Annotated in this window: 26 protein-coding genes; 20 read left to right on the top strand and 6 right to left on the bottom strand. The window is 68.1% G+C overall.

What is annotated here, in order from left to right; all coding sequences use genetic code 11:
• Nucleotides 1-67: 67 nt before the first annotated feature.
• The gene (locus WS70_RS00405) at nucleotides 68-346 is read left to right on the top strand and encodes an HU family DNA-binding protein (RefSeq protein ID WP_010100512.1); all 279 of its coding nucleotides are present in this window, start codon (nucleotides 68-70) and stop codon (nucleotides 344-346) included.
• Nucleotides 347-449: 103 nt separating this feature from the next.
• On the opposite strand, the gene WS70_RS00400 is transcribed toward WS70_RS00405, so the two are convergent.
• Together WS70_RS00400 and WS70_RS00390 are read right to left on the bottom strand one after the other, a co-directional pair.
• Entirely contained in the window at nucleotides 450-1,760 is a 1,311-nt protein-coding gene (locus WS70_RS00400) for a GTP-binding protein (protein ID WP_059473470.1), read from the bottom strand.
• Between the two features lie 307 nt (nucleotides 1,761-2,067).
• Entirely contained in the window at nucleotides 2,068-2,544 is a 477-nt protein-coding gene (locus WS70_RS00390) for a lytic transglycosylase domain-containing protein (RefSeq protein WP_059473471.1), read from the bottom strand.
• A 386-nt stretch (nucleotides 2,545-2,930) separates the two neighbouring features.
• Here WS70_RS00390 and gspD point away from each other — a divergent pair, with 386 nt between their 5' ends.
• From gspD to gspF, 3 genes are read left to right on the top strand one after another with little or no spacing between them, the layout of a single operon-like run.
• On the top strand, nucleotides 2,931-5,207 hold the full coding sequence (gene gspD, locus WS70_RS00385) for a type II secretion system secretin GspD (RefSeq protein WP_059473472.1): 2,277 nt from the start codon (nucleotides 2,931-2,933) through the stop codon (nucleotides 5,205-5,207).
• Complete coding sequence (gspE, locus tag WS70_RS00380; protein WP_059597931.1) at nucleotides 5,204-6,697, top strand: type II secretion system ATPase GspE; 1,494 nt, start codon at nucleotides 5,204-5,206, stop codon at nucleotides 6,695-6,697. Before gspD ends, gspE begins: the two co-directional genes overlap by 4 nt.
• Before the next feature lie 4 nt (nucleotides 6,698-6,701).
• A complete protein-coding gene (gene gspF, locus WS70_RS00375; RefSeq protein ID WP_059473474.1) occupies nucleotides 6,702-7,919 on the top strand; it encodes a type II secretion system inner membrane protein GspF in 1,218 nt (405 codons plus the stop codon).
• A 70-nt stretch (nucleotides 7,920-7,989) separates the two neighbouring features.
• Here gspF and WS70_RS00370 read toward each other — a convergent pair whose 3' ends face one another.
• Nucleotides 7,990-8,400 carry a hypothetical protein gene (locus WS70_RS00370; protein WP_059597932.1) on the bottom strand — a complete coding sequence of 137 codons (411 nt, stop codon included), beginning with the start codon at nucleotides 8,398-8,400 and terminating at the stop codon, nucleotides 7,990-7,992.
• A 155-nt stretch (nucleotides 8,401-8,555) separates the two neighbouring features.
• On the opposite strand from WS70_RS00370, the gene gspG reads away from it, so the two are divergent.
• Genes gspG through WS70_RS00325 form a run of 8 tightly spaced genes read left to right on the top strand, consistent with a single transcriptional unit; the run spans nucleotide 8,556 to nucleotide 14,823 of the window.
• Nucleotides 8,556-9,008, top strand: a complete 453-nt coding sequence (gene gspG, locus WS70_RS00360) for a type II secretion system major pseudopilin GspG (RefSeq protein ID WP_059473476.1) — start codon at nucleotides 8,556-8,558, stop codon at nucleotides 9,006-9,008.
• 41 nt (nucleotides 9,009-9,049) lie between these two features.
• Nucleotides 9,050-9,688, top strand: coding sequence for a GspH/FimT family pseudopilin (locus WS70_RS00355; protein WP_059473477.1), 639 nt, complete (start codon nucleotides 9,050-9,052; stop codon nucleotides 9,686-9,688).
• A complete protein-coding gene (gspI, locus tag WS70_RS00350) occupies nucleotides 9,685-10,095 on the top strand; it encodes a type II secretion system minor pseudopilin GspI (RefSeq protein ID WP_162498973.1) in 411 nt (136 codons plus the stop codon). The genes WS70_RS00355 and gspI overlap by 4 nt, the downstream gene beginning before the upstream one ends.
• Nucleotides 10,073-10,801, top strand: coding sequence for a PulJ/GspJ family protein (locus WS70_RS00345; RefSeq protein ID WP_059597934.1), 729 nt, complete (start codon nucleotides 10,073-10,075; stop codon nucleotides 10,799-10,801). Before gspI ends, WS70_RS00345 begins: the two co-directional genes overlap by 23 nt.
• 1 nt (nucleotide 10,802) lies before the next feature.
• A complete protein-coding gene (gene gspK / locus WS70_RS00340) occupies nucleotides 10,803-12,029 on the top strand; it encodes a type II secretion system minor pseudopilin GspK (protein WP_059473480.1) in 1,227 nt (408 codons plus the stop codon).
• 24 nt (nucleotides 12,030-12,053) lie between these two features.
• Entirely contained in the window at nucleotides 12,054-13,490 is a 1,437-nt protein-coding gene (gene gspL, locus WS70_RS00335; RefSeq protein ID WP_059597935.1) for a type II secretion system protein GspL, read from the top strand.
• Entirely contained in the window at nucleotides 13,487-13,990 is a 504-nt protein-coding gene (gene gspM / locus WS70_RS00330) for a type II secretion system protein GspM (RefSeq protein WP_059597962.1), read from the top strand. Before gspL ends, gspM begins: the two co-directional genes overlap by 4 nt.
• 41 nt (nucleotides 13,991-14,031) lie before the next feature.
• Nucleotides 14,032-14,823, top strand: coding sequence for a type II secretion system protein N (locus tag WS70_RS00325; protein ID WP_059473482.1), 792 nt, complete (start codon nucleotides 14,032-14,034; stop codon nucleotides 14,821-14,823).
• Nucleotides 14,824-15,087: 264 nt separating this feature from the next.
• On the opposite strand, the gene WS70_RS00320 is transcribed toward WS70_RS00325, so the two are convergent.
• On the bottom strand, nucleotides 15,088-16,689 hold the full coding sequence (locus WS70_RS00320) for an efflux transporter outer membrane subunit (RefSeq protein ID WP_059597936.1): 1,602 nt from the start codon (nucleotides 16,687-16,689) through the stop codon (nucleotides 15,088-15,090).
• Nucleotides 16,690-16,899: 210 nt separating this feature from the next.
• Nucleotides 16,900-17,181 (bottom strand): hypothetical protein, encoded by a 282-nt coding sequence (locus tag WS70_RS00315; RefSeq protein WP_059473484.1) that lies wholly within the window; start codon nucleotides 17,179-17,181, stop codon nucleotides 16,900-16,902.
• 203 nt (nucleotides 17,182-17,384) lie between these two features.
• On the opposite strand from WS70_RS00315, the gene WS70_RS00310 reads away from it, so the two are divergent.
• Entirely contained in the window at nucleotides 17,385-17,879 is a 495-nt protein-coding gene (locus tag WS70_RS00310) for a MarR family winged helix-turn-helix transcriptional regulator (RefSeq protein WP_059473485.1), read from the top strand.
• Between the two features lie 147 nt (nucleotides 17,880-18,026).
• Nucleotides 18,027-19,589 (top strand): DHA2 family efflux MFS transporter permease subunit, encoded by a 1,563-nt coding sequence (locus WS70_RS00305; protein ID WP_059473486.1) that lies wholly within the window; start codon nucleotides 18,027-18,029, stop codon nucleotides 19,587-19,589.
• Nucleotides 19,590-19,691: 102 nt separating this feature from the next.
• Here the strand turns inward: WS70_RS00305 and WS70_RS00300 are convergent, their stop codons facing one another.
• On the bottom strand, nucleotides 19,692-20,615 hold the full coding sequence (locus tag WS70_RS00300; RefSeq protein ID WP_059473487.1) for a LysR family transcriptional regulator: 924 nt from the start codon (nucleotides 20,613-20,615) through the stop codon (nucleotides 19,692-19,694).
• A gap of 135 nt (nucleotides 20,616-20,750) precedes the next feature.
• Between WS70_RS00300 and WS70_RS00295 the strand changes: the two genes are divergently transcribed.
• The 6 genes from WS70_RS00295 to fliO all read left to right on the top strand — a co-directional run bounded on the left by WS70_RS00295 (nucleotide 20,751) and on the right by fliO (nucleotide 25,029).
• Entirely contained in the window at nucleotides 20,751-21,224 is a 474-nt protein-coding gene (locus tag WS70_RS00295) for a CidA/LrgA family protein (RefSeq protein WP_059473488.1), read from the top strand.
• A gap of 65 nt (nucleotides 21,225-21,289) precedes the next feature.
• Nucleotides 21,290-22,012, top strand: coding sequence for an LrgB family protein (locus tag WS70_RS00290; protein ID WP_059597937.1), 723 nt, complete (start codon nucleotides 21,290-21,292; stop codon nucleotides 22,010-22,012).
• A 390-nt stretch (nucleotides 22,013-22,402) separates the two neighbouring features.
• The gene (gene fliL, locus WS70_RS00285; protein WP_059473490.1) at nucleotides 22,403-22,903 is read left to right on the top strand and encodes a flagellar basal body-associated protein FliL; all 501 of its coding nucleotides are present in this window, start codon (nucleotides 22,403-22,405) and stop codon (nucleotides 22,901-22,903) included.
• Between the two features lie 26 nt (nucleotides 22,904-22,929).
• Entirely contained in the window at nucleotides 22,930-23,928 is a 999-nt protein-coding gene (gene fliM / locus WS70_RS00280; protein ID WP_059473491.1) for a flagellar motor switch protein FliM, read from the top strand.
• Nucleotides 23,921-24,418, top strand: coding sequence for a flagellar motor switch protein FliN (gene fliN / locus WS70_RS00275; protein ID WP_059473492.1), 498 nt, complete (start codon nucleotides 23,921-23,923; stop codon nucleotides 24,416-24,418). Before fliM ends, fliN begins: the two co-directional genes overlap by 8 nt.
• The gene (gene fliO, locus WS70_RS00270) at nucleotides 24,415-25,029 is read left to right on the top strand and encodes a flagellar biosynthetic protein FliO (RefSeq protein WP_059597938.1); all 615 of its coding nucleotides are present in this window, start codon (nucleotides 24,415-24,417) and stop codon (nucleotides 25,027-25,029) included. The genes fliN and fliO overlap by 4 nt, the downstream gene beginning before the upstream one ends.

The following is a 25,029-nucleotide window of genomic DNA, read 5'->3' as shown; positions in this document are numbered from 1 at the left end:
CGGTTCGCGCACGTATAATCGGCGCGTTCGCGCTGTTCGTGTCAACCTAACCTGGAAAGGAACCTTAATGAACAAACAGGAACTGATCGACGCCGTCGCCGCCCAGACGGGCGCCAGCAAGGCTCAAACCGGCGAAACGCTGGACACGCTCCTCGAAGTGATCAAGAAGTCTGTGTCGAAAGGCGACTCAGTTCAACTGATCGGCTTCGGCAGCTTCGGTTCGGGCAAGCGCGCCGCGCGCACTGGCCGTAACCCCAAGACGGGCGAGACCATCAAGATTCCGGCAGCCAAGACGGTCAAGTTCACGGCTGGCAAGGCGTTCAAGGACGCAGTGAACAAGCGCTGAGACGAACTGTTCGCGAACGAAAAACCCGCTGATGCCAGCGGGTTTTTTTCTTTTCGGCGCGGCTTTTTTGCCACGCCGCATGGTCTTTTTCAATCTTTGACGATCAGTGGCGATGGACGATTTCGGCGTCGTCGCCGTGGTCATGATCGTGCTCATGTTCGTCGACGTCCCATGCCGGGAACGGATCCGCGTAGCGCGTCCAAGCGTTCTTGTCTTGCGCGTACTCGGCGTCGGTGAGCAGACACGCGTCGAACTTCGCGCGCCACGCGAGCGCGTCGAGCTCAATGCCGATCAGCACGAGCTCCTGCCGACGGTCGCCGATCGACGTATCGGCGAGGTCGCCGTGCCAGTCGGCGACGATCTCTTTGTACAGCTCGTCGCCCTCTTCCGGCCATTCCGAGCGGTCCTGCGCCGCCCACCAGTGCCCGGCCGGACCGTGCCGGCACACGCCGCCCGCCTGAGACAGCGAGCCGGCGATGTCGTCGCGCGTCGCGAGCCAGAAGAATCCCTTGCTGCGCAGCACGCCCTTCCACTCTTCGTGCAGCAACGCCCAGAGCCGCTCCGGATGAAACGGCCGGCGCGCGCGGTAGACGAAGTGGCCGATTCCGTATTCGTCGGCTTCGCTGTGCACGTGCGCATCGCCGGGGGCGTGCCCGTCGTCTTCGTTTTCGTCATGGCGATGCTCGAGCGACGCGAGCCAGCCCGGCGCGTTCGCGGCCGCTTCGAAATCGAAGAGCCCGGTGTCGATCACGTCGGCGAGCGGCACGTCGCCGAAGCGGCTGACGATTTGCCGCGCGCGCGGATTCAGATTCGCGAGGATGCGCTGCAGGCGCGCGAGCGCGTCGGCATCGACGAGATCCGCCTTGTTGATGACGAGCACGTCGCAGAATTCGATCTGCTCGATCAGCAGCTCGACGAGCGTGCGGTCGTCTTCTTCGGTCGCGGCGAGGCCGCGCTCGGCGAGCGCGTCGTCGCGGCCATAGTCTTGCAGGAAGTTGAACGCGTCGACGACCGTGACCATCGTGTCGAGGCGCGCGACGTCTGCGAGCGTCGAGCCGTCGTCGTCGACGAATGTGAAGGTCTCGGCAATCGGCATCGGCTCGGCGATGCCGGTCGATTCGATCAGGATCGCGTCGAAGCGGTTTTCGGCCGCGAGGCGGCGGATCTCGACGAGCAGGTCGTCGCGCAGCGTGCAGCAGATGCAGCCGTTCGACATTTCGACGAGACGCTCCTCGACGTGCGACAGCTCGGCCGCGTCGCGCACGAGCGTCGCGTCGACGTTGACGGCGGCGAGGTCGTTGACGATCACGGCGACCTTCAGGCCGGCGCGATTCGCGAGGATGTGATTGAGCAGCGTGGTCTTGCCGGCGCCGAGGAAGCCGGACAGCACAGTGACGGGCAACGGCTGGTTCATTGCGGTGCGCACCAACGAAAAAAAAGCGGGAAGCAAGCCGCCGTGCCCCGGAAAACGGGGCGGCACCGGCGAGCGGCCGGCGCGGACAAGCGGCGGGAAAGCCGCATTGTGCATCAAATATAGACAGACGGCCGTGCGCGACGGCGAGCCGTCGGCGATTTCATGATGCGTGCGGCGTGAACGAGATGGACGGAGGTGTTTGCACGCGGTGCGAGCGTTGGACTCGCACAAGCGCGGTCCGCCGATGTGCTCTTGCTATGTCTATATATGTTCCGCGGCCGGGCTTCTTTCGCGGCCGGGCCGCCGGCTAGCGTTGCGCGCTCTGCGCATCCTGTACAACCGGCGCCGGCATCAGCCTCCATCGAACGAGAATGTCGGCAATCTGCTTTGCGTACTTGTCGCGCAGCGACGGCGTCTCCGAATGGTAGGCGCCGACCGCCTGCCAGGTGTTGCCGTACTTGTCCATCTTGCGGCGCAGATGCCACGCGGCGATATAGACGCTCTTGCACGGCTCCATCAGCGTGTCCTTCGTGATCCCGTAGCGGGACAGCGTCGGCAGATGGATCGAGTTGATCTGCATGAGGCCGTAATCGGTCGAGCCGTTCGTATTCTTGTTGAGCGCCTCCGGCCGATTGTGCGATTCCTGCCAGGCGATCGCGCGCAGGATCAGCGGATTCACCTTCTGGTACTTCGCGGCTTCGTCGTAACAATCGGCGCGTGCAGGCGCGCTGGCGAACCAGGCGCCGGCGGCAAACGTCGCGACAATAACGAACCGCATCCTCATATGGAAGGAAATGAACCTGTGAATTGTTTTACGCTTTGCAGAAAACCGGGAAAACCCGCACGCGCTTTTCGCGCGAAGCCGCTCCGGCCGCCCGTATCATACCTGCACCCGAACGGTTCGCAATGCAGGGAGGCCGTTCGGTTGGTTCGGACTACGGCGTTTGCCAAGCACGTTTATACCGCATTATCGTGTTGGTTCTTCTCGAGATTTCGCATGGGAAAACTTACATGCGGCATACGCATTCAATTTTTTTATGGCGTATGTGAGACAGTTCTCAGTTCAATGTGATATTTCGGACATGAAAAACTGCTAATGTCTGCTTTTTTGACATCGACCTTACGTCATACCATCGGACACGGCCGCCGCCGGCATCGATCCATTACTCCATGACAAGAACTCGCTTTGCTTTGCGGCGCGTCGCAACGGCGCTCGTCGTCGCCGGAATCGTCGTCGCGCAGGCCGCTCACGCTCAGGTCACGCTCAATTTCGTCAATGCGGACATCGATCAGGTCGCGAAGGCGATCGGCGCCGCGACGGGCAAGACGATCATCGTCGACCCGCGCGTCAAGGGTCAGCTGAACCTCGTTTCGGAACGCCCCGTACCGGAAGATCAGGCGCTGAAGACGCTGCAGTCCGCGCTCCGGATGCAGGGTTTCGCGCTCGTCCAGGATCACGGCGTCCTGAAGGTCGTGCCGGAAGCCGACGCGAAACTGCAGGGCGTGCCGACTTACATCGGCAACACGCCGCAGGCGCGCGGCGACCAGGTCGTCACGCAAGTGTTCGAGCTGCGCAACGAATCGGCCAACAACTTGCTCCCGGTGCTGCGTCCGCTGATCTCGCCGAACAACACGATCACCGCGTATCCGGCCAACAACACGATCGTCGTCACCGACTACGCGGACAACGTGAGGCGGATCGCGCAGATCATCGCGGGCGTCGACAGCGCGGCGGGCTCGCAAGTCGCCGTCGTGCCGCTCAAGAACGCGAATGCGATCGACATTGCCGCGCAACTGACGAAGCTGCTCGATCCAGGCGCGATCGGCAACACCGACGCGACGCTGAAAGTCACCGTGCAGGCCGATCCGCGGACCAACGCGCTGCTGCTGCGCGCGTCGAACGCGCAGCGCCTCGCCGCGGCGAAGAAGATCGCGCAGCAGCTCGACGCGCCGAGCGGCGTGCCGGGCAACATGCACGTCGTGCCGCTGCGCAACGCCGATGCGGTGAAGCTCGCGAAGACGCTGCGCGGAATGCTCGGCAAGGGCGGCGGCGAAAGCGGCTCGTCGGCGACCTCGAACGATGCGAATGCGTTCAATCAGGGCGGCTCGCAGAGCGGCTCGAGCTTCTCGACGGGCACGTCGGGCACGCCGCCGCTGCCGTCCGGATTGTCGTCGTCGAGTTCGTCGGGCGGCACGGGCGGCACGATGGGCGGCGGCGGTCTCGGCACGGGCGGTCTCCTCGGCGGCGACAAGGACAAGAGCGACGAGAACCAGCCGGGCGGCATGATCCAGGCCGACGCGGCGACGAACTCGCTCATCATCACCGCGTCGGACCCGGTGTACCGGAACCTGCGCGCGGTCATCGATCAACTCGATGCGCGCCGCGCTCAGGTCTACATCGAGGCGCTGATCGTCGAACTGAACTCGAATACGGCCGGCAACCTCGGGATTCAGTGGCAGGTCGCGAACAATGCCCTCTATGCGGGCACCAATCTGGCGAGCACGGCGGGCAGTGTGGCCGCCAACAGCATCACCAATCTGACGGCCAACGCGACGAACCCGCTTAACGTGCTGAATGCGCTCACGCCGGGACTCAACATCGGCTGGCTGCACGACATGTTCGGCGTCAAGGGACTCGGCGGGTTGCTACAGTATTTCGCCGGCGTGAGCGATGCGAACGTGCTGTCGACGCCTAACCTCGTGACGCTCGACAACGAAGAAGCGAAGATCGTCGTTGGCCAGAATGTGCCGATCGCGACGGGCTCGTATTCGAACCTGACGGGCGGCACCTCGAACACGTCGGCGTTCAACACATACGACCGCCGCGACGTCGGCCTCACGCTGCACGTGAAGCCGCAGATCACCGACGGCGGGATTCTGAAGCTGCAGCTTTATACCGAGGATTCGTCGGTCGTCAGTGGCACGACGAACACGACGTCGAACCCGGCTGGCCCGACGTTCAACAAGCGCTCGCTCCAGTCGACGGTGCTCGCCGACAACGGCGAGATCATCGTGCTGGGCGGCCTGATGCAGGATAACTACCAGGTGTCGAACCAGAAGGTGCCGCTGCTGGGCGACATCCCGTGGATCGGCCAGCTGTTCCGCTCCGAGACGAAGCAGCGTCAGAAAACCAACCTGATGGTGTTCCTGCGCCCCGTCATCATCGGCGATCGCGAGACCGCGCAAGCGGTGACGTCCAACCGCTACGACTACATCCAGGGCGTGACGGGCGCGTACAAGTCGGACAACAACATCATGCGCGACAAGGACGACCCCATCGTCCCGCCGATGCCGCTCGGCCCGAGCCAGGGCGGTTCGCCTGCGATGAACCTGTTCGACATCGACAAGATGCGGCGTCAGCAGGCCGCTCCGCCCGCGCCCGCCAGCGCACCCGCGCCCGCGGCGGCGAGCGATGCCGGCGCCGCGTCGCCAGGAGCCCGTCCGTGACGCAAGCGCTCGCGCAAGCCACCCAGGACCAGCCGGCGGGCGGCGCGCCGTCGCCGCTCGCCGCGCGGCTCTTGCCGTACGGGTTTGCGAAAACCGGCCAGATCCTGATCGCGCACCAGCACGCGGACACGCTCGAAGTGTGGATCAGCGAGCGCACGAATGCGGCTGCGCTGGCCGAAGTCGCGCGCAATTTCGGCGCGATCTCGGTGCAGCGCGTATCGGCCGACGAGCTCGCGCAGGCGATCAACCAGGCCTATGCGCGCCAGGACGGCAGCGCGGCGCAGATCGTCGGCGAGGTCGAAGGCGAAGTCGACCTGTCGCGGCTGATGCAGGACATCCCCGAAGTCGAGGATCTGCTCGAGTCCGAAGACGACGCGCCGATCATCCGGATGATCAACGCGCTCCTCACGCAAGCGGCGCGCGAGCAGGCGTCCGACATTCACATCGAGCCGTTCGAGAACGCGTCGGTCGTGCGCTTTCGCGTCGACGGCACGCTGCGCGACGTCGTGCGCCCGAAGAAGGCGCTGCACGGCGCGCTGATCTCGCGGATCAAGATCATGGCGCAGCTCGACATCGCCGAGAAGCGTCTGCCGCAGGACGGCCGGATCACGCTGCGCGTCGGCGGCCGGCCCGTCGACGTGCGGGTGTCGACGCTGCCGACCGGGCACGGCGAGCGCGCGGTGCTGCGTCTCCTCGAAAAGGACGCGCAGCGCCTGAACCTCGAAGCGCTCGGGATGGGCCGCGACACGCTCGTGAAATTCGACAAGCTGATCTCGCGCCCGCACGGCATCGTGCTCGTCACGGGCCCGACCGGCTCGGGCAAGACGACGACGCTGTACGCGTCGATGTCGCGTCTCGAGACCGCGACGACCAACATCATGACGGTCGAGGATCCGATCGAATACGACCTATCCGGCATCGGCCAGACGCAGGTGAACGAGCGGATCGGGATGACGTTCGCGCGCGCGCTGCGCTCGATCCTGCGGCAGGATCCGGACATCATCATGATCGGCGAAATCCGTGATCTCGAAACCGCGCAGATTGCGGTGCAGGCGTCGCTGACGGGTCACCTGGTGCTCGCGACGCTGCACACGAACGACGCCGCGTCGGCCGTCACGCGTCTGACCGACATGGGCGTCGAGCCGTATCTGCTCGCATCGTCGCTGCTCGGCGTGCTCGCGCAGCGGCTCGTGCGCCAGCTCTGCCCGGCGTGCAAGGAAGAGCGGCACGAGGATGGCCGCACCGTCTGGCATCCGGTCGGCTGCGACAAGTGTGGGCATTCGGGCTACACCGGCCGGCGCGGCGTCTACGAGTTGCTCATGGTTGACGATCCGATCCGCTCGCTGATCCACCGTAACGCGGCGGACGCCGAGATCCTCGCGACCGGCCGCGCGAACGGGATGCGCACGCTGCGCGACGACGCCGAGCGCTGGCTCGCGGCGGGCGCGACGTCGCTCGAGGAAGTGCTGCGCGTGACGGGAGGCGCATAGCGTCATGCCGGCCTTCCGTTTCGAAGCGATCGACTCAGCGGGGCGCGCGCAAAAGGGCGTCATCGAGGCCGACAGCGCGCGCAATGCGCGCGGCCACCTGCGCACGCAAGGGCTCACGCCGCTCGTCGTCGAACCGGCGGCGAGCCGCAAGCGCGGCGAACGCAGCCAGCGCCTCGCGCTCGGCCGCAAGCTGTCGCAGCGCGAGCAGGCGATCCTGACGCGCCAGCTCGCGAGCCTCTTGATCGCCGGGCTGCCGCTCGACGAGGCGCTCTCGGTGCTGACCGAGCAGGCGGAGCGCGACTACATCCGCGAGCTGATGGCGGCGATTCGCGCCGAGGTGCTGGGCGGACACTCGCTCGCGGTCGCGCTCGCCGAGCACCCGCGCGATTTCCCGGAAATTTATCGCGCGCTCGTCGCGGCGGGCGAGCACACCGGCAAGCTCGGGATCGTGCTGTCGCGGCTCGCTGACTACATCGAGGAGCGCAACGCGCTCAAGCAGAAGATCGTGCTCGCGTTCACGTATCCGGCGATCGTCACGGTGATCGCGTTCGGCATCGTCACGTTCCTGTTGAGCTACGTGGTGCCGCAGGTCGTCAACGTGTTCGCGAGCACGAAACAGCAACTGCCGATGTTGACGATCGTGATGATGGCGCTGTCCGATTTTGTCCGGCACTGGTGGTGGGCGATCCTGATCGGGATCGCGGTCGTCGTCTATCTGGTGAAGGCGACGCTGTCGCGCGACGGCCCGCGTCTCGCATTCGACCGGTGGCTCCTGACCGCCCCGCTCGCGGGCAAGCTCGTGCGCGGCTACAACACGGTGCGCTTCGCAAGCACGCTCGCCATCCTGACCGCGGCGGGCGTGCCGATCCTGCGCGCGCTGCAGGCGGCGGGCGAGACGCTGTCGAACCGCGCGATGCGCGGCAACATCGAGGACGCGATCGTGCGCGTGCGCGAAGGCTCGGCGCTGTCGCGCGCGCTCAACAACGTGAAGACGTTTCCGCCCGTGCTCGTGCACCTGATCCGTTCGGGCGAGGCGACGGGCGACGTGACGACGATGCTCGACCGCGCGTCGGAAGGCGAATCGCGCGAGCTCGAGCGGCGTACGATGTTCCTGACGAGCCTGCTTGAGCCGCTGTTGATTCTCGCGATGGGCGGCATCGTGCTCGTGATCGTGCTCGCGGTGATGCTGCCGATCATCGAGCTCAACAACATGGTGCAGTGACGGAAGATCGGCGCGGCCCGCGGTGGCGGGCCGCCCGAGACGAGGCGGCCCGCTCGGCGGCGCGGCGCTTCTAGCGGACGTAGATGGCGGGAGACGGCGTGTTGGCGGGCAGGAAGATCTCGGAGCGCGCGCCGTTGCGCTCGACGACGATCGAGCGGTCGCGCACTTCGGCGAGCTTCGCGCCCTGCGCGATCTCGCCGCCGAGCGACACCGCGTGCGGTGCGTCGCCGCCGATGCCGACGATGGCCGCCGCGCCGCGCTGCAGCGCGAGGATGCCGAACAGGTGGATGTCCTGTATCGGATTGCGGGTCAACTGCCCGCCGAAGAGCGCGGCGGCGTCCTCCGTGCGCACCGGCGTGTGGGCGGCGGCGGCAGGTAGCGGAGCCTGATGCGCGGACAGCGTGACGAACCAATAGGTGGTCGTCGCGCAGAGCACCGCGAAGAGGGCGAGGGAAAGGAGCCGGATCGATAGCGCGTTCATGCGCGTTATTGTACGGAGGAATATGAAATTTGCGTTGAGTGGAAGCCCGAAGCGAGTCGCGCCTTACAATGCGGCTTCACGCAGCGGACGCCGAGCGGCTTGCGCCGCGCGCGTCACTCACTCACCGCTCATTTTTGAAGAAGAGGTAGTCACTCATGCAAACGTGGATCACTCGCCGTTCTCAGGCAGCACGCCGTCAACGCGGCTTCACGCTGATCGAGATCATGGTCGTGGTGGCGATTCTCGGCATTCTCGCGGCGCTCATCGTGCCGAAGATCATGAGCCGTCCCGATGAAGCGCGCCGGATCGCAGCGAAGCAGGACATCGGCACGATCATGCAGGCGCTCAAGCTGTATCGCCTCGACAACGGCCGCTATCCGACCCAGGATCAGGGCCTGACCGCGCTGATCCAGAAGCCGTCCACCGATCCGATCCCGAACAACTGGAAGGACGGCGGCTATCTCGAGCGCCTGCCGAACGATCCGTGGGGCAACGCGTACAAGTACCTGAACCCGGGCGTGCACGGCGAGATCGACGTGTTCAGCTACGGCGCCGACGGCAAGGAAGGCGGCGACGGCAACGATTCCGACATCGGCTCATGGCAATGAGCCGCTGACGCCACTCTCACGCGCGACGCACGCACGCTTCGATGTACGCACTGCCCGGCACGTCTTCCGTTTTCGGTACGCGGCGTCACGCGGGGGGTTCCCGCGGTCGATTCGCGGGGGCTTTTCTCGGGATTTCCGTAGAGGCTTCCTTCGGTCGCTCGACGGGGACTTCGTTCGGGCATGCCACGGGGGCTTCCTCCGATCGCCGCACGGTGACTTCCTTCGGGCGCCGCGCGCGGGGCTTCACGCTGCTCGAAATGCTCGTCGTGCTCGTGATCGCGGGCATCCTCGTGTCGGTCGCGTCGCTGACGCTCAGGCGCAACCCGCGCACCGATCTGCGCGAGGAAGCGCAGCGCGTCGCGCTCCTGTTCGAGACGGCGGGCGACGAGGCGCAGGTGCGCGCGCGCCCGATCGCGTGGCGCGCCACCGATCACGGCTTTCGCTTCGACATCCGCACAGGCGACGGCTGGCGTCCGCTGCGTGACGACGTACTGCGCGCGCGCAACTGGGACGGCGGCGTGACGGGCGCCGCGATCGACTATCCCGGCTCCGACACGCACACCGACGCCGTCGTGTTCGGCACCGAAAGCATCGACGTGCCGGTGCGCGTCACGCTCTATTCCGCGGTCGGCAGCGCGACGATCGTCGGCACCGGCAACGGCCGCTACGAGGTGCGCTGACGATGCGCGCCCACGCTTTCCCCCGCTCGCCCGTGCGTTCGCGCGGCTTCACGATGATCGAGGTGCTCGTCGCGCTCGCGATCATCGCGGTCGCGCTCGCGGCATCGATCCGCGCGGTCGGCTCGATGGCGACGGGCGCATCCGATCTTCACACGCGCCTCCTGGCCGGCTGGAGCGCGGACAACGCGCTCGCGCAGCTGCGCCTCGCGCACGCGTGGCCCGACATCGGCACGCAGACGTTCGACTGCTCGCAGGGCAACGTCGCGCTCACCTGCACGCAGCGCGTGAGTTCGACGCCGAATCCGGTGTTCCGGCGCGTCGAGATCGCGGTGTCGATGAACGGCCGCGCCGGCGTGCTCGCGCAGATGGTCACGGTGGTCGCGAATGAAACCAGCCGTTCGCTCTGAGCGCCGCGCGCCCCGCGGGCGGCCTCCTCAGGGGAGGCGGCGCGCATTCCTAGGGGGCGCGCCTCGGGACGTCCGCGGCTTCACGCTGATCGAAATGATGATCGCGATCACGATCCTCGCGGTGATCGCGATCCTGTCGTGGCGCGGGCTCGACCAGATCATCCGCGGCCGCGAGAAGGTGTCGGCCGCGATGGAGGACGAGCGCGTGTTCTCGCAGATGTTCGACCAGATGCGCATCGACGCGCGCCGCGCCGCGACCGACGACGAAGCGGGCCAGCCCGCCGTGCGCGTCGCGGGCGACACGCTGCAGATCGTGCGCGAGCTCGACGCGCCGGGCGCGGCGCCGCGTCTGCAGGTCGTGCGCTACCGGATCTCGAACGGCCGCGTCGTGCGCTATGCGTCGCCGCCGATCGGCGACGTCAACGCGTTGCGCGACGCGGTGCGCGGCGGCGACACCGAAGGCTGGAGCTCGGTGCCGCTGATGCGCGGCGTCGGCATGATCAACGCGCGCCTGTACGTACCGAAGGTCGGCTGGACGACCAGCATGCCCGACGCCGACAGCGCGCTCGAGCAGAACAACAACGCGCTCAAGGTGCCGCTCCTCGGCAATGCGCCGCCGCCGCGTGCGGTGACGGGGCTCGAGGTCAGCATCGGCGCGACGTCGCTGCGCGTGCCGATCACGCGCATCTTTCTGATCGGGGAGTGACATGCGCGCGTCCGCCCTCCTCGCTCGTCTTGCTTCGCTTCGCCGCGCGCGCGCGCCGCGCGCGGCGCATACCGCGTGCACGTCGCGCGCGCCACGGTTGCCGAGCGGCGCGGGTGTCCGAGCGGGCAAGCGCACCCGCGCAGGCAACCGCGCCGGCGCCCGCCGCGAGCGCGGCGTCGCGATCATCAACGCGCTTCTGGTCGTCGCGCTGTCGGCGATCCTCGTGTCCGGGATGCTGTGGCGCCAGCAGGTGCAGGTGCGCCGGATCGAGAACCAGCGGCTGCTCGCGCAGGCGCAATGGGTCGCGCGCGGCGCGCTCGACTGGACCCGGATGGTGCTGCGCTCCGAAGGCGACACCGCGCCCGGCATCACCTATCTCGGCGGGATCTGGGCTGTGCCGATCGCGAAGACGAAGCTGTCGGATTTTCTCGGCCGCATCGGCGTGACCGACGCGGCCGAAGGCGCGGACACCTATCTGTCCGGCTCGATCGAGGACGCGCAGGCGAAGTTCAATCTGCGCAACCTCGTGTCGTCGCCCGCGCCCGGCGCGTTGCAATTGAACGCGGCGCAGGTGCAGACGTTCCAGCGCCTTCTGTCGACGCTCGGGCTCGACCAGCAGCTCGCGAAGATCGTCGCGCGCCACGTGCGCGCGGGGCTCAAGCAATCCGCGACGCGCTTCCAGGCGGCCCAACTGCCGGGCGCCGCGAGCGGCGTGCCCATTCCGCTGCCGGACGGCGGCACCGAGAGCGGCGGCAATTTCACCGATGAGCCGGGCCTCGCGGGCGGCGAAGGCCGCGGGCCCGCGCCGCTGATGATGACGAGCGTCGATTCGCTGCTCGACGTCGAAGGCTTCACGCCGGAAATGGTCGAGCGGCTGCGCCCGTTCGTCACCGTGCTGCCGACGGTGACGCCCGTCAATCTGAACACCGCGCCCGCCGAGGTGATCGCGGCGCTCGTGCCGGGGATGTCGGTGTCGTCCGCGCAGGCGCTCGTGTCGCGGCGCGAGACCGTGTTTTTCCGCAATGTCGGCGATGTGCAGCTCGCGCTGCGCGGCGCCGGCGCGCCGAATGTGAGTCTCGAATCGAGCCAGATCGACGTCACGTCCAGCTATTTCATCGTGCATGGCCGGATCGAGCACGATCGTGCAGTCGTCGATCGCACGTCGCTCGTGTATCGTGATCCGACCACGCACACGACGCGCATCGTGCGCATTCGCGATCAGCTATAACAACGCCATTCGGGAGAGGAGCTCTTGAGCACGTTGATTGTCCTATTGCCGCCGCGCGAGCCGGCCGTGCCGTTGCAGGAATGGCAATGGCCCGAGCTGCCGTTCGCGCTCGTCGACAAGAGCGGCCACACGCAGCGCGCGGGCCGCGCGTCGCTGTCGCTGCTGCCGCAGGCGGCGACGACGGTGCTCGTCGTCGCCGCGCGCGACCTACTGATGCTCGAGCAGACCGTGCCGCCCCTGAAGGGGCCGAGACTGAAGCAGGCGCTGCCGAACATCATCGAGGATCAGTTGATCCAGGATCCGCAGGGCTGCCACATCGCCGTCGACCCGGCGGCGCTCGACGGCGGACGCCGCGTGCTCGCCGTGATCGATCGCGCGTGGTTCAAGTTCATCGTCGACGCGTTCACCGCGGCGGGACATCGCCATCTGCGCGCGGTGCCCGTCACGCGCTGCCTGCCGCTGCCGACGCGGCGCGAAGCGGCGGAGGTCGTGGCCGAAGCCGAGATCGCGCACGAGCTGCAAGCGGGGCATGAAGCTGCCGCCGGCAAGGCGAGCGACGGCCACGCAGCCGCCAAAGGCGCGGCGGCGGACGCCGTGAAGCCGCCCGAATCGATCGTCGCGGTCGCGCTCGGTCTTGCCGCGACGGCGAGCGCGCCGTCGCTCGCCGAAGAATCGGCGACGCTGCTGCCGGAAACGGCCGCCGCGCCGCGCGTCGAGCTCGCGCTCGCGCTCGCCCGCGGCGCGCTCGGCGAGGGCTTCGCCGCGCCGGTGTCGACCGCGGTGATGACGCTCGAGGCGCTCGCGAACGGCACGCCGCTCGAGCTCTACGAGTTGGGCGAGCCGGGCGCCGAGCCGCAACTCGCGTCGGTGCGGCCGCTCGACGACAAGCGTCTGTTGCCGGGCGCCGCGATCTGGCCGTTCGACGCGCTCGTGCGCCGCGCGCTCGATGCGCGCTTCGACCTTTGCCAGTTCGAATTCGAGTTCGCGCCGTGGCGCTTCGACCGCGCGACCCTCACGCGCGTGCGCGTGCCGCTCGCGCTCGCGGCGGTATCGCTCGCGGTCGCGGTGATCGGGATGAACGCGCACTGGTGGAAGCTTGCGCGCGAACGCGACGCGCTGTCCGCGCAGATCACCGAGACGCTCTTGTCAGCGTTCCCGAAGACGACGACGGTGCTCGATCCGGCCGCGCAGATGACGCGCCAGCTCGACCGGCTGCGGATCGCGGCGGGCGAGCTGTCGCCGAACGATTTCCTGTCGCTCGCGAGCGGCCTCGCGCGCTCGCTCGGGCCGCTGCCGCCGAACGGCATCGCATCGCTCGATTATCACGATCGCCGGCTCGACGTCGGCTTCAAGCCCGAGATCAAGGTCGATCCGGACTTCGCCCAGCGCCTCGCGCGCAACGGCCTGTCAGGCGAGATCGACAGCAGCACGGGCAAGTGGACCATTCGGAGCCGCTCATGAAAACGGAATTGAACGAAACGCTGACGCAGTTCTGGGAGGGCCGCACCGCGCGCGAGAAGCTGCTGCTCGGCTGGGGCGGAGCGGTGCTCGTCGTCGTGATCGCGTATTCGGCGCTGTGGTCGCCCGCGCAGGAAGGCCGCGCGCAGATCCAGCGCCAACTGCCGACGATGCGCCACGAGCTCGCGGAGATGACCGCGCAGGCGAACGAGGCGCGCTCGCTCGCGGCCGCCGCGCAGGGCGTCGCGCCGACGGGCATCGCGCTGAAGGATGCGCTCGCCGCGTCGCTGTCCGATCACGGGCTCGCCGCGGCGGCGCCGCAGATCGTCGGCGGCGGCGTGCAGATCCAGCTGAAGAACGCGTCGTTCCCCGCGTGGACGCAGTGGCTCGACGACGTGCGCCGCCAGTTCAAGGCGCAGGTCGTCGAAGCGCACGTGACCGGGCTCAAGGAAGACGGCCAGGTCGATCTGACGGCGGTGCTGCAGCCGGCGTCGGTCAAGTGAGCGACGTCGATGCCCGATATGGCCGACAAGGCGGAGTGCGGATGCCGATGACCTGGCCGATGCGCATTCGGCGCCTCGTGCCGTGGGCCGTCGTCGGCGGCCTCGCGATTTTCGTCACGCTCGTCGCGCTGCTGCCCGCGTCGTGGGTCACGCCGCGGTTCGCCCGGGCGACGGGCGGCCACGTCAATCTCGTCGACCCGGACGGCTCGCTCTGGCACGGCTCGGCGACACTCGTCCTCGCGCCCGGCGCGGATCGCAGCGCATCGACACTGCTGCCGGGGCGCGTCGAATGGCGCACGCAGTTCTGGCCGCTCTTCACGGGGCGCGTGCGGATGCGGCTGCGCCAGACCGATGCGATGCCCGACGCGGTCACGCTCGACGCGACGCTGCGCGGCGCGGTGCTGTCGTCGGGCTCGATGGCGGTGCCGGCGTCGCTGCTCGCGGGCCTCGGCACGCCGTTCAACACGCTCGATTTGCAAGGCAGCGTGCGGATCGACTGGACCGACTGGCGGCTCTTCGGCAACGACGCGTTCGGCCAGTTGACCGTGACGATCACCGACATGAGCTCGCGCGTGTCGCGCGTGAAGCCGCTCGGGTCGTACCGCGCGGTGATCGAGGCGCGCGGCGCGAATTCGGCGCTCGATCTGTCGACGTTGAAGGGGCCGCTGATGATGTCGGGGCAAGGGAATTTCGGCGCGATGGGCGCGTCGTTCCGCGGCACCGCGAGCGCCACGCCCGAGCAACGCGACAACCTCGCGGGTCTCTTGAATCTGCTCGGCCACCCGATCGGCGACGGCGCGGTGTCGTTGATCTATGGCGACGCGTCGCGCTGAGCGCGCGGTCTAGGCTGCGTCGAGTCGCGCGTCGTCATGGGCGCGGGCGATGCGGCGAAGCGAGCGGGTCGGGTCGCTTGATTTCGAGCGGCGGTTCCGGCAACGCACTGAAGCTGCGGTCGATGCCGGGCGGCCGCGACGCGAGATCGATCCGGCGGCGCCGGCCGTTTCGCCGGCGTGCCGACGGCAACCGTCGCGCCGGATGCGACGAGGCCGAGATCGTGACCGCGAGCGTCGCGGGCCGTCGGCAGGCGCCATCGCGTTTCAGGGTTGCGCGGCCGTCGTCGTCGGACCGCCGCCGGTTGCGGCCTGCGCAGCGGCAGCCGCTGCCGGTTGCGTCGCCGCTGGCGTCGGCGCTCCCGCAGGCGCGGACGCCGGCACCGGCGCGGGCGCTTGCATGCCGCCCGTCTCGCGCGCGATCTGCGCGACGTCCCAGCCCCCGCCCAGCGCCTTCACGAGCCCGACTGACGACACCATCCGCTGCCCGGAGATCGTCGCGAGCTTTTGCCGCGCGCTGAACGCGGTCGTCTGTGCGGTCAGCACGTTCAGATAGCCGACCGTGCCCGCCTTGTACTGATTGAGCGTGATGTCGAGCGCGTGCTGCGCGGACTCGACCGCCTGTCGCTGCACGCCGATCTCCTGTTCGAGGATCCGCTGCGACGCGAGGTTGTCCTCGACGTCCTGGAACGCGGACAGCACGGCGGCCCGATACGTGGCGACGTCCTGATCGTAGGTCGCGCGCGCGGCCTCCGTCTGCGCGGCGCGCAGGCCCGCGTCGAACAGCGTCGCGGCGAGCTGCGGGCCGACCGACCAGAAGCGCGCCGGCAGCGTGAAGAGCTGTGACCACACCGAGCTCTGGAAGCCGCCCGACGCCGACAGCGTGAGCGTCGGGAAGAACGCGGCGATCGCGACGCCGATCTGCTCATTCGCGGCGGCCGCGCGCCGTTCGGCGGCGGAGACGTCGGGCCGCCGCTCGAGGATCGCCGACGGCACGTCGATCGGCATCGCGGGCGGCTCGGCCGTGAGCGGCATCGGCGACAGCGAGAACGTTGATGCGGGCTCGCCGACGAGCGTCGCGATCGCGTGCTCGTATTGCGCGCGCGCGATTCCGTTGTCGATCGCGGATGCCTGCGCCGATTGGAGCTGCGTCTGCGCCTGGATCACGTCCGAGCGCGCGGCGACGCCCTGCGCATACTGATTCTGCGTCAGTTGCAGCGATTTCTGGTACGACGCGACGGTGTCGTCGAGGAGCTTTTGTGTCGCGTCGGCGGCGCGCAGCTGGAAATAGGTCTGTGCAAGCGTCGCCTGCGCGGACAGCCGCGCGTTCGCGAGATCGGCGGCGGCCGCCGCTTCGCCCGCCTTCTGCGCGCCGACCGTGCGGCTCACCTTGCCCCACAGGTCCGGCTCCCACGACGCGTCGAGGCCGACGCTATACGTGTTGCCGATCGTGCGCGTCGTGCTGCGCGACGCCGAGCTGCTCGACGACAGCGCGCTCGACGCGCGCGATTCGCTCGCCGTCAGCCCGAGCGTCGGGAAATACGACGCGCGCGCCTCGGCGACGAGCGCGCGCGCCTGCCGATACGCGGCCGCGTATTGCGCGACGGTCTGGTTCGACGTGTTGAGCTTGTCGATCAGCGCATTCAGTTGCGGATCTTCGTAGATCGTCCACCACGGGCCGCGATCCGCGCGGTCGGCCGGTTGCGCGACCTTCCAGCCGGGCGGCGCTTCCTTGTATGCGGCGGGAATCGCCGCGTCGGGACGGTGATAGTCGGGCCCGACCGCGCAGCCGGCGAGCAGCGCGGCGGCCGCGACGGCGACGGCGGTGCTCAGCGCGCGGCGTGCGCGCGGGTGTGGGACTTGCGACATGTTCTGGATTCCTGTCGAAGGAGGCGGCCGCCCGTGGACCGGGCGAGCAGGCGATGCGGCCGAAACGCCGAAGGCGTGGCCGAAATGGTAACTGACGGATGCGGGAATGCGCAGACGTTAGGTTAAAGCGCGGACGGGGCCGGATGTGTTACCGGCGTGGAGCGCCGGTTTACCGTGTGTTACGCACCGATGCTGCGTGCCGGCGGTTTGTTACGAGCAGCGGACGGGATCGCCCTGCGGGGCGGCGAGGCATAGCTGCCGCGCCGAAGGCTCCTGAGCCGACGTGGTCCGGCCGCCGCCGTTGCGCGCGGCGCGGCGCCGCCGCTGATCGAACCATGCGAACCCGAGTACCGCGAGCGAGCCGCCCGGCACGATCAGCAGCGCGGCATACAGCGCGATCTTCCAGCCGCGATGCGGACCGGAAAACGTGTGGCGAGCGGTATCGTACAGGTTGCGGCGCAGTGCGCCGGCAGCATGTTTCAGGAACGGCATGGGAAATCCTCGGGACGCACGCCGAACGGACGCGGCTGCGTGGGCAAAGCGGTCTGGGTCAGAACATCGTCTCTGGCGGCGCATTAAGCGCAGAACTCATTGCCTGAAATAATATTGACTATGCAATAAATATTCAAGATACTGGCGGCGTTTTTCCTGGAATGCACTGTTGCGGTTCGTGCAATCGAACGGACAGCTAGACGATGAGCGGCCTTTACGACCCCGAGCACATCGAGCTCGAATCGAGCCTCGGCTATTACCTGACGAAGGCGCGGCAGGCGCTCGTCGAGCGGCTGGATCGCGCGCTCGGCCCGCTCGACCTGACCGCGCAGCAGATCGGCGTGATCCTGCTGCTCGCGCGCGGCTTTGCGCGCACGCCGTTCGAGCTGTCGCGCAAGATGTCGTACGACAGTGGCTCGATGACGCGGATGCTCGACCGGCTCGAGAAGAAGGGTTTCGTCGTGCGCGCGCGCAGCGAATCGGACCGCCGCGTGATCGAGCTCGCGCTGACCGAGCGCGGCGCGCACGCCGCGCAGGCGCTGCCGGGCTTGATCGCGACCGAGCTGAACGCGCAGCTCGTTGGCTTTTCGCCCAGCGAGCTCGCGCTCCTGACGGACCTGCTACGGCGCTTCATCGCGAATGCGCCGGGCGCGGCCGACACCGCGTGCGCGGCGGCGTTGCGGTCGGACGACGATTGACCGGGAATGACATTGGGTAGCCACTGGATCGCGACTCGTAGGTCGCGTATTTATCTGTCTGGGCAGAGGCTGACAAGTCACTTACTGTCGGTCGATGTCGATGCATAAAAGGATGTCGGGGCAACTGTCGCCCCTTAGGAGAGACGCATGGCTGCGACGGCCCCCGCTTCCGCTTCCCCTTCCGCCGAACCGGCGCCGCTGTCGGGCGGCGTGCTCGCGCTGCTGACGGTCGGGCTCGCGCTCGGCACGTTCATGGAGGTGCTCGACACGTCGATCGCGAACGTCGCCGTGCCGACGATTTCCGGCAGTCTCGGCGTCGCGACGAGCGAAGGCACCTGGGTGATCTCGTCGTACTCGGTCGCGTCCGCGATCGCGGTGCCGCTGACCGGCTGGCTCGCGCGGCGGGTCGGCGAGGTCCGGCTCTTCACGCTGTCGGTGCTCGCGTTCACGATCGCGTCCGCGCTCTGCGGCCTCGCGGAAAACTTCGAATCGCTGATCGCGTTCCGGCTGTTGCAGGGCCTCGTGTCCGGCCCGATGGTGCCGCTGTCGCAGACGATCCTGATGCGCAGCTATCCGCCCGCGAAGCGCGGGCTCGCGCTCGGCCTATGGGCGATGACGGTGATCGTCGCGCCGATCTTCGGCCCGGTGATGGGCGGCTGGATCACCGACAACTACACGTGGCCGTGGATCTTCTACATCAATCTGCCGATCGGGATCTTCTCCGCCGTGTGCGCGTTCTTCCTGTTGCGCGGTCGCGAGACGAAGACGACCAAGCAGCGGATCGACGCGATCGGGCTCGCGCTCCTCGTGATCGGCGTGTCGTGCCTGCAGATGATGCTCGACCTCGGCAAGGACCGCGACTGGTTCAATTCCACGTTCATCACCGCGCTCGCGCTGATCGCCGTCGTGTCGCTCGCATTCATGCTCGTTTGGGAGTCGACTGAGACGGAGCCGGTCGTCGATCTGTCGCTTTTCAAGGACCGCAACTTCGCGCTCGGCGCGATGATCATCTCGTTCGGATTCATGGCGTTCTTCGGCTCGGTCGTGATTTTCCCGCTGTGGCTGCAGACCGTGATGGGCTACACGGCGGGCCTGGCCGGCCTCGCAACCGCGCCCGTCGGCTTCCTCGCGCTCGTGCTGTCGCCGCTCATCGGCCGCAACATGCACCGGCTCGACCTGCGGATGGTCGCGAGCTTCGCATTCGTCGTATTCGCCGTCGTGTCGATCTGGAATTCGACGTTCACGCTCGACGTGCCGTTCAACCACGTGATCCTGCCGCGGCTCGTGCAGGGGATCGGCGTCGCGTGCTTCTTCGTGCCGATGACGACGATCACGCTCTCCAGCATCTCCGACGAGCGGCTCGCGAGCGCGTCGGGGCTGTCGAACTTCCTGCGGACGCTGTCGGGCGCGATCGGCACTGCGGTCAGCTCGACGTTTTGGGAAAACGATGCGATCTATCACCACGCGCGCCTCGCGGAATCGGTGAACGTCTATGCGCAGAGCACGGTCGACTACCAGGGCGCGCTCGCGCAGCTCGGCATCGCCGGCCAGGTTTCGACCGCGCAGATCAACCAGATCGTCACGCAGCAGGGCTTCATGATGGCGACCAACGATTTCTTCTACATTTCGGCGCTCGCGTTCGTCGTGCTCGCGGCGCTCGTGTGGGTGACGAAGCCGAAGAAAGGCGCCGGGCCCGCGATGGGGCATTGAGCGGGCGGCTGCGCACGCCTCGCGGCGGACGGTTGCGGGCGGCGGCCGAGACCGGGCGGAGCCGGGCGCCGGGTGTCGACGGCGCGGCGCTCGACCGCCGCTTCAGCGCGCGCGCAGGCTGCCGAACGCGAGGTCGTCGCCCGGATCGACGGGGCCCGTCTCGCGTGCGACGTCGAGCCACGCGCGCGCCGCGTGCGACAGGTAGCCCTTCTTCAGCCAGCCGATCGCGACCGCCCACGTGATCTCCGGCTCGACGATCGGCCGGCACGTGAACTGCGTGGTGTCGAGCCGCCGGCAATAAGGCTCGGGCAGCAGCGCGATGCCGACGCCCGCATGCACGAGCGCCGCCATGAAATCCCAGTGGCCGCTGCGGCTCACGATCTGCGGCGTGAAGCCGACCTTCCGGCACGCGTCGAGCACCGCGTCGTGCAGCGCGAGGCTTTCCGCGTAGAACACGAACGGCTCGTCGGCAAGGTCGGCAAGCGGCACGGTTTCGTTGCCGCCCCAGCGAGAACCGTGGCGCGCGACGAGCCAGAGCGGCGCGCGCACCATCGGCAGCACGTCGAACACAGCCGGATCGACGGGCTCGAGCACCCCGCCCAGCTCCAGCTCGCCCGTGACGAGCGCCTCTTCGATCATCCGCGCCCCCTGCTCGAACAGCTTCAGCTCGATCTTCGGATAGCGCTGCTTGAACGCGGCGATCGCCGGCGTGAACAGCGAGCCGCCGAGCGGCGGGATGCCGATCGCGAGCTCGCCGCGCCCGAGCGTGCCGAGATCGTTCAGCTCGGCCTGAAGCTGCGCCTGCGCGGCGAGCACGTCCTGGCCGCGCTGGTAGACGATCCGGCCGGCGTCCGTCAGCACCATCTGGCGACCGTCGCGCAGCAGGAGCGGCGAGCCGATTTCGTCCTCGAGCGCCTTCACCATCTTGCTGATCGTCGGCTGCGTGACGTGCATCTGCTCGGCCGCGACGGTAAAGCTCTGCTGCCTGACCACCTCGACGAAATAACGCAACGCGCGCAGCTCCATCGGCGCCTCCTTCAGTGAGCGAGTCGGTGAAGATTCCTAAACGGAATGATTTTTATAGAAGCAAGTCATTTTATTTATGATCGCGTGAATCCTATACTGCCTCCATTCAGTAAAGCAAGGCATTTCGGGGCATCCATGACCAAACTCTCGGCAACGGCCACGGCGGCAGCGGCGACCTGCCCGGCAGCGCTGCATGCGCGCGCCGGCCGCGCGGCGCGCATCGTGCTGCAAACTGCCGCGCTCGGCGCGCTGTGGGCGACGATCGACTGGGCGGTGCGCGCGCTCGGCGTGCCCGTGCCGTCCGGCGTGGTCGGCCTCGCAGTGCTGCTCGTGCTGCTGCTGTCGGGCGGCGTCGCGCCCGGCTGGGTGAAGGACGGCGCGAACTGGCTGCTGTCCGACATGCTGCTCTTCTTCATCCCGGCGACCGTCGCGGCGGTCCAGTACGGCGGGCTCTTCAAGGAGGACGGCTGGCGGCTCGCGCTCGTCGTCGTCGCCGGGACGACCTGCGTGATGCTCGCGGTCGCCGTCGCGGTCGACGTGGCGGCAGGCTTCGAACGGCGTCTCGCGGTGATGCGCGTGCGCGCCGGCCGCCGCCGCGCGCGGGCCTGACGCCGACCGCCGCCGCGCCCGTCTTTCTTCCATTTGTTGGTGGCACCGGTTCCATCTAGAGCACCATGACGACGCCCGATCCTTCGTTTCTTTCCGCGCCCGCGAGCGCCGCGATTTCCGCCAGCTGCTTCGCACTGACGATCGCGCTCTATTTCACATCGAAGCGTCTCTACGCGTACCGCAAGACGCTGCTCTTCTCGCCGCTCGTGCTCGTGCCGGCCGTTCTCGTCGCGTTCGTCGCGCTGACGGGCATCCCGTACGCGGTCTACTTCCACGACACGCGCTGGCTGATGTGGCTGCTCGGCCCGGCGACGATCGCGTTCGCCGTGCCGATCTACGAGTACCGCGCGCTGATGAAGCGCCACTGGTTCTCGCTGACGGTCGGCGTCGTCGTCGGGATCACGGTCGCGATCTGCGGATCGCTGCTGCTGTCGAAGCTGCTGCACCTGTCGCCCGAGCTGCAGCGCAGCCTCGTCACGCGCTCGGTGTCGACGCCGTTCGCGCTCGCCGTGTCCGACAAGATCCACGCGCCGCGCGACCTCACCGCGCTCTTCGTGATCGCGACCGGGATTTGCGGGATGCTCGTCGGCGAGTTCGTGCTCGCGCTCGTGCCGCTGCGCTCGCGGCTCGCGCGCGGTGCGCTCTTCGGCGCGGCCGCGCATGCGGTCGGCACGGCGAAGGCGCGCGAGATCGGCAGCGAGGAAGGCGTCGTGTCGAGTCTCACGATGATGATTGCGGGCGTCGCGATGGTGCTGATCGCGCCGTTGCTGACGCTGCTGCCGATCTGACTTGCCGGTCCGGCCGGGCGCGCCCGCGACGCGCGCCAGATCGCCTTGTCGTTCTGCCTTCGGCTTTCGCCATGCGCGCCCGACGGGCGTCGGACCACCCGATTCGTCCGGCCCGCGCCGGCGGCCGGCCTCCAGCGCCGCCCCGCCCGCCGCTTCCGCGCCTCCGGCTCTGATGACGCGCCCGCTCGCGGCTTCCGCCCGCCTCCGCCTCCGCCGTCCGCATCGCCCCGTTCCGCCCGCGCCCGTTCGACCCGATCGCGTCCCGTCCGGCCCGCCCGAGCGACAAACAAACGGCTGAGATAGCCGCAAATCCCCCTTCTATTCCGCCCATCGCGCCCGGCTCGGATGCCGAACAATGCAGGCTACCTAGAGTCTTTTCGCATGCACGCCATGGCTACCACGACCGCAAACCCGACCGTCGACAAACCGGCCTCGTCCGGCAAGCTCAAGCGCCTCGTCCTTTTCCTGCTGATCGGGCTCGTCGCCGCTGCCGCCGCGGCAGGCGGCACGTATTTCGTGCTGGCGAAGGAAGGCGTGCGCGGCGCGGCGCCGAGCGCGCCCGCACCGCTCGCGGTGCCCGTCTTCTTCGCGCTCGAGCCGCTCACCGTGAATCTGCAGTCGGACGACGGCATCCAGCACTACCTGCGCGTCGGCCTGTCGCTGAAGCTCACCGATGCGAAGGCGCAGGAATACCTGACCCAGCACATGCCGGAGCTGCGCAGCCGGATCCTGCTCGCGCTGTCGAACAAGCATCCCGAGCAGCTCGCGACGCTCGAAGGCAAGCGCGCGCTCGCCGACGAGCTGAAGACGCTGATCGAGCAGCCGACCCAGCCCGGCAATCGGAGCGCACGCATCGACGACGTGCTGTTTACCGAGTTCGTCGTTCAATAACGCCGCCGGCAAAGGAACGAACGCGCATGGGCCACGAAGAATTCATGTCCCAGGAGGAGGTCGATGCACTCCTCAAGGGCGTCACGGGCGAAGACGACTCGGCCGACGAACCGACCGAAGCGTCCGGCGTTCGCCCGTACAACATCGCGACGCAGGAGCGGATCGTCCGCGGCCGGATGCCGGGCCTCGAGATCATCAACGACCGCTTCGCGCGTCTGCTGCGGATCGGCATCTTCAATTTCATGCGGCGCACGGCGGAAATCTCCGTGAGCCAGGTGAAGGTGCAGAAGTACAGCGAGTTCACCCGCAACCTGCCGATTCCGACCAATCTGAACCTCGTGCACGTGAAGCCGCTGCGCGGCACGTCGCTGTTCGTGTTCGATCCGAACCTCGTGTTCTTCGTCGTCGACAACCTGTTCGGCGGCGACGGGCGCTTCCACACGCGCGTCGAGGGCCGCGACTTCACGGCGACCGAGCAGCGGATCATCGGCAAGCTGCTCAACCTCGTGTTCGAGCACTACGCGGTCGCGTGGAAGAGCGTGCGGCCGCTGCAGTTCGAATTCGTCCGCTCGGAGATGCATACGCAGTTCGCGAACGTCGCGACGCCGAACGAGATCGTGATCGTCACGCAGTTCTCGATCGAGTTCGGGCCGACGGGCGGCACGTTGCATATCTGCATGCCGTACTCGATGATCGAGCCGATCCGCGACGTGCTGAGCTCGCCGATCCAGGGCGAGGCGCTCGAGGTGGACCGCCGCTGGGTGCGCGTGCTGTCGCAGCAGGTGCAGTCGGCCGAGGTGGAATTGGTTGCGGATCTTGCCGAGATTCCGACGACGTTCGAGAAGATTCTCAACCTGCGCGCCGGCGACGTGCTGCCGCTCGACATCGTGGAGACGCTCACCGCGAAGGTCGACGGCGTGCCGGTGATGGAGTGCGGATACGGCATTTTCAATGGTCAGTACGCGTTGCGCGTGCAGAAAATGGTCAGCGCAAGCGACACGATGAAGGAAGGTGGATATGACTGAGTTGAATTCGACCCCCGAGACCGACGGCGTCGACGAACAGGCGTTCGCGGACGCCGCGATGCGCGCCGCCGCGGCCGACAAGGCGCCCGCCGACGTGCAGCAGGAAGACGCCGGCATGGACGACTGGGCGGCCGCGCTCGCGGAGCAGAACCAGTTGCCGATCGAGCCGGGCGCGACGGGCGCGGGCGTGTTCCGGCCGCTGTCGAAGGCTGCGGCCGCGTCGACGCACAACGACATCGACCTGATCCTCGATATCCCGGTCAAGATGACGGTCGAGCTCGGCCGCACGAAGATCGCGATCCGCAACCTGCTGCAGCTCGCGCAGGGGTCGGTCGTCGAGCTCGACGGGCTCGCCGGCGAGCCGATGGACGTGCTCGTCAACGGCTGCCTGATCGCGCAGGGCGAAGTGGTCGTCGTCAACGACAAGTTCGGCATTCGGCTCACCGACATCATCACGCCGTCCGAACGCATCCGGAAGCTCAACCGATGAAACCGCGCGTCGCGCCGCTCGTTTCGCCGCGCCGGCCGGCCTTGCGCGTCGCGCGCCCGCTCGCGGCGTCGCCGCGCGGCGTGGAGCGCGCGCTCGCCGGGCTCGCCGCGTTCGCGATCGGCGCGGCGGCGCTGCCCGCATCGGCCGCCGACATGAACGCGGTGAATCACGCGGCGTCGATCGCGTCGGGCGTCGTCGTCGGTTCGGCCGCGCCGTCGCTCGGCGTCGGCGCGGTGCTGCAGACGCTCGTCGGGCTCGCGATCGTGATCGGCCTCGTGTTCGGCTGCGCCTGGCTCGCGCGCCGCTTCGGCTTCCAGCCGTCTCGTCGCGGCGGCGCGCTGAAGGTCGTCGCGAGCGTCGCGGTCGGCGGCAAGGAAAGCGCGACCGTCGTCGAGATCGGTGACACGTGGCTCGTGCTCGGCGTCGCGCCCGGCAACGTGCGCCTGCTGCACACGCTGCCCGCCGGCTCGGCGGGCGTGATCGGCGCGGCAGGCGGCGCGGCGATGTCCGGCCAATTTCCCGAGGGCACGTCCTTCGGGGCGCGCTTTCGCGACGCGATGCTCGGCGAAGCCGCGAAGCGCGCCGAGCACGACGGCGGCAGGGATCGCTGA

This window comes from Burkholderia mayonis, assembly GCF_001523745.2.
GTDB lineage: Bacteria > Pseudomonadota > Gammaproteobacteria > Burkholderiales > Burkholderiaceae > Burkholderia > Burkholderia mayonis.
Note: the sequence above shows the minus strand (reverse complement) of the source record. Positions and strands in the feature narration are given on the sequence as shown.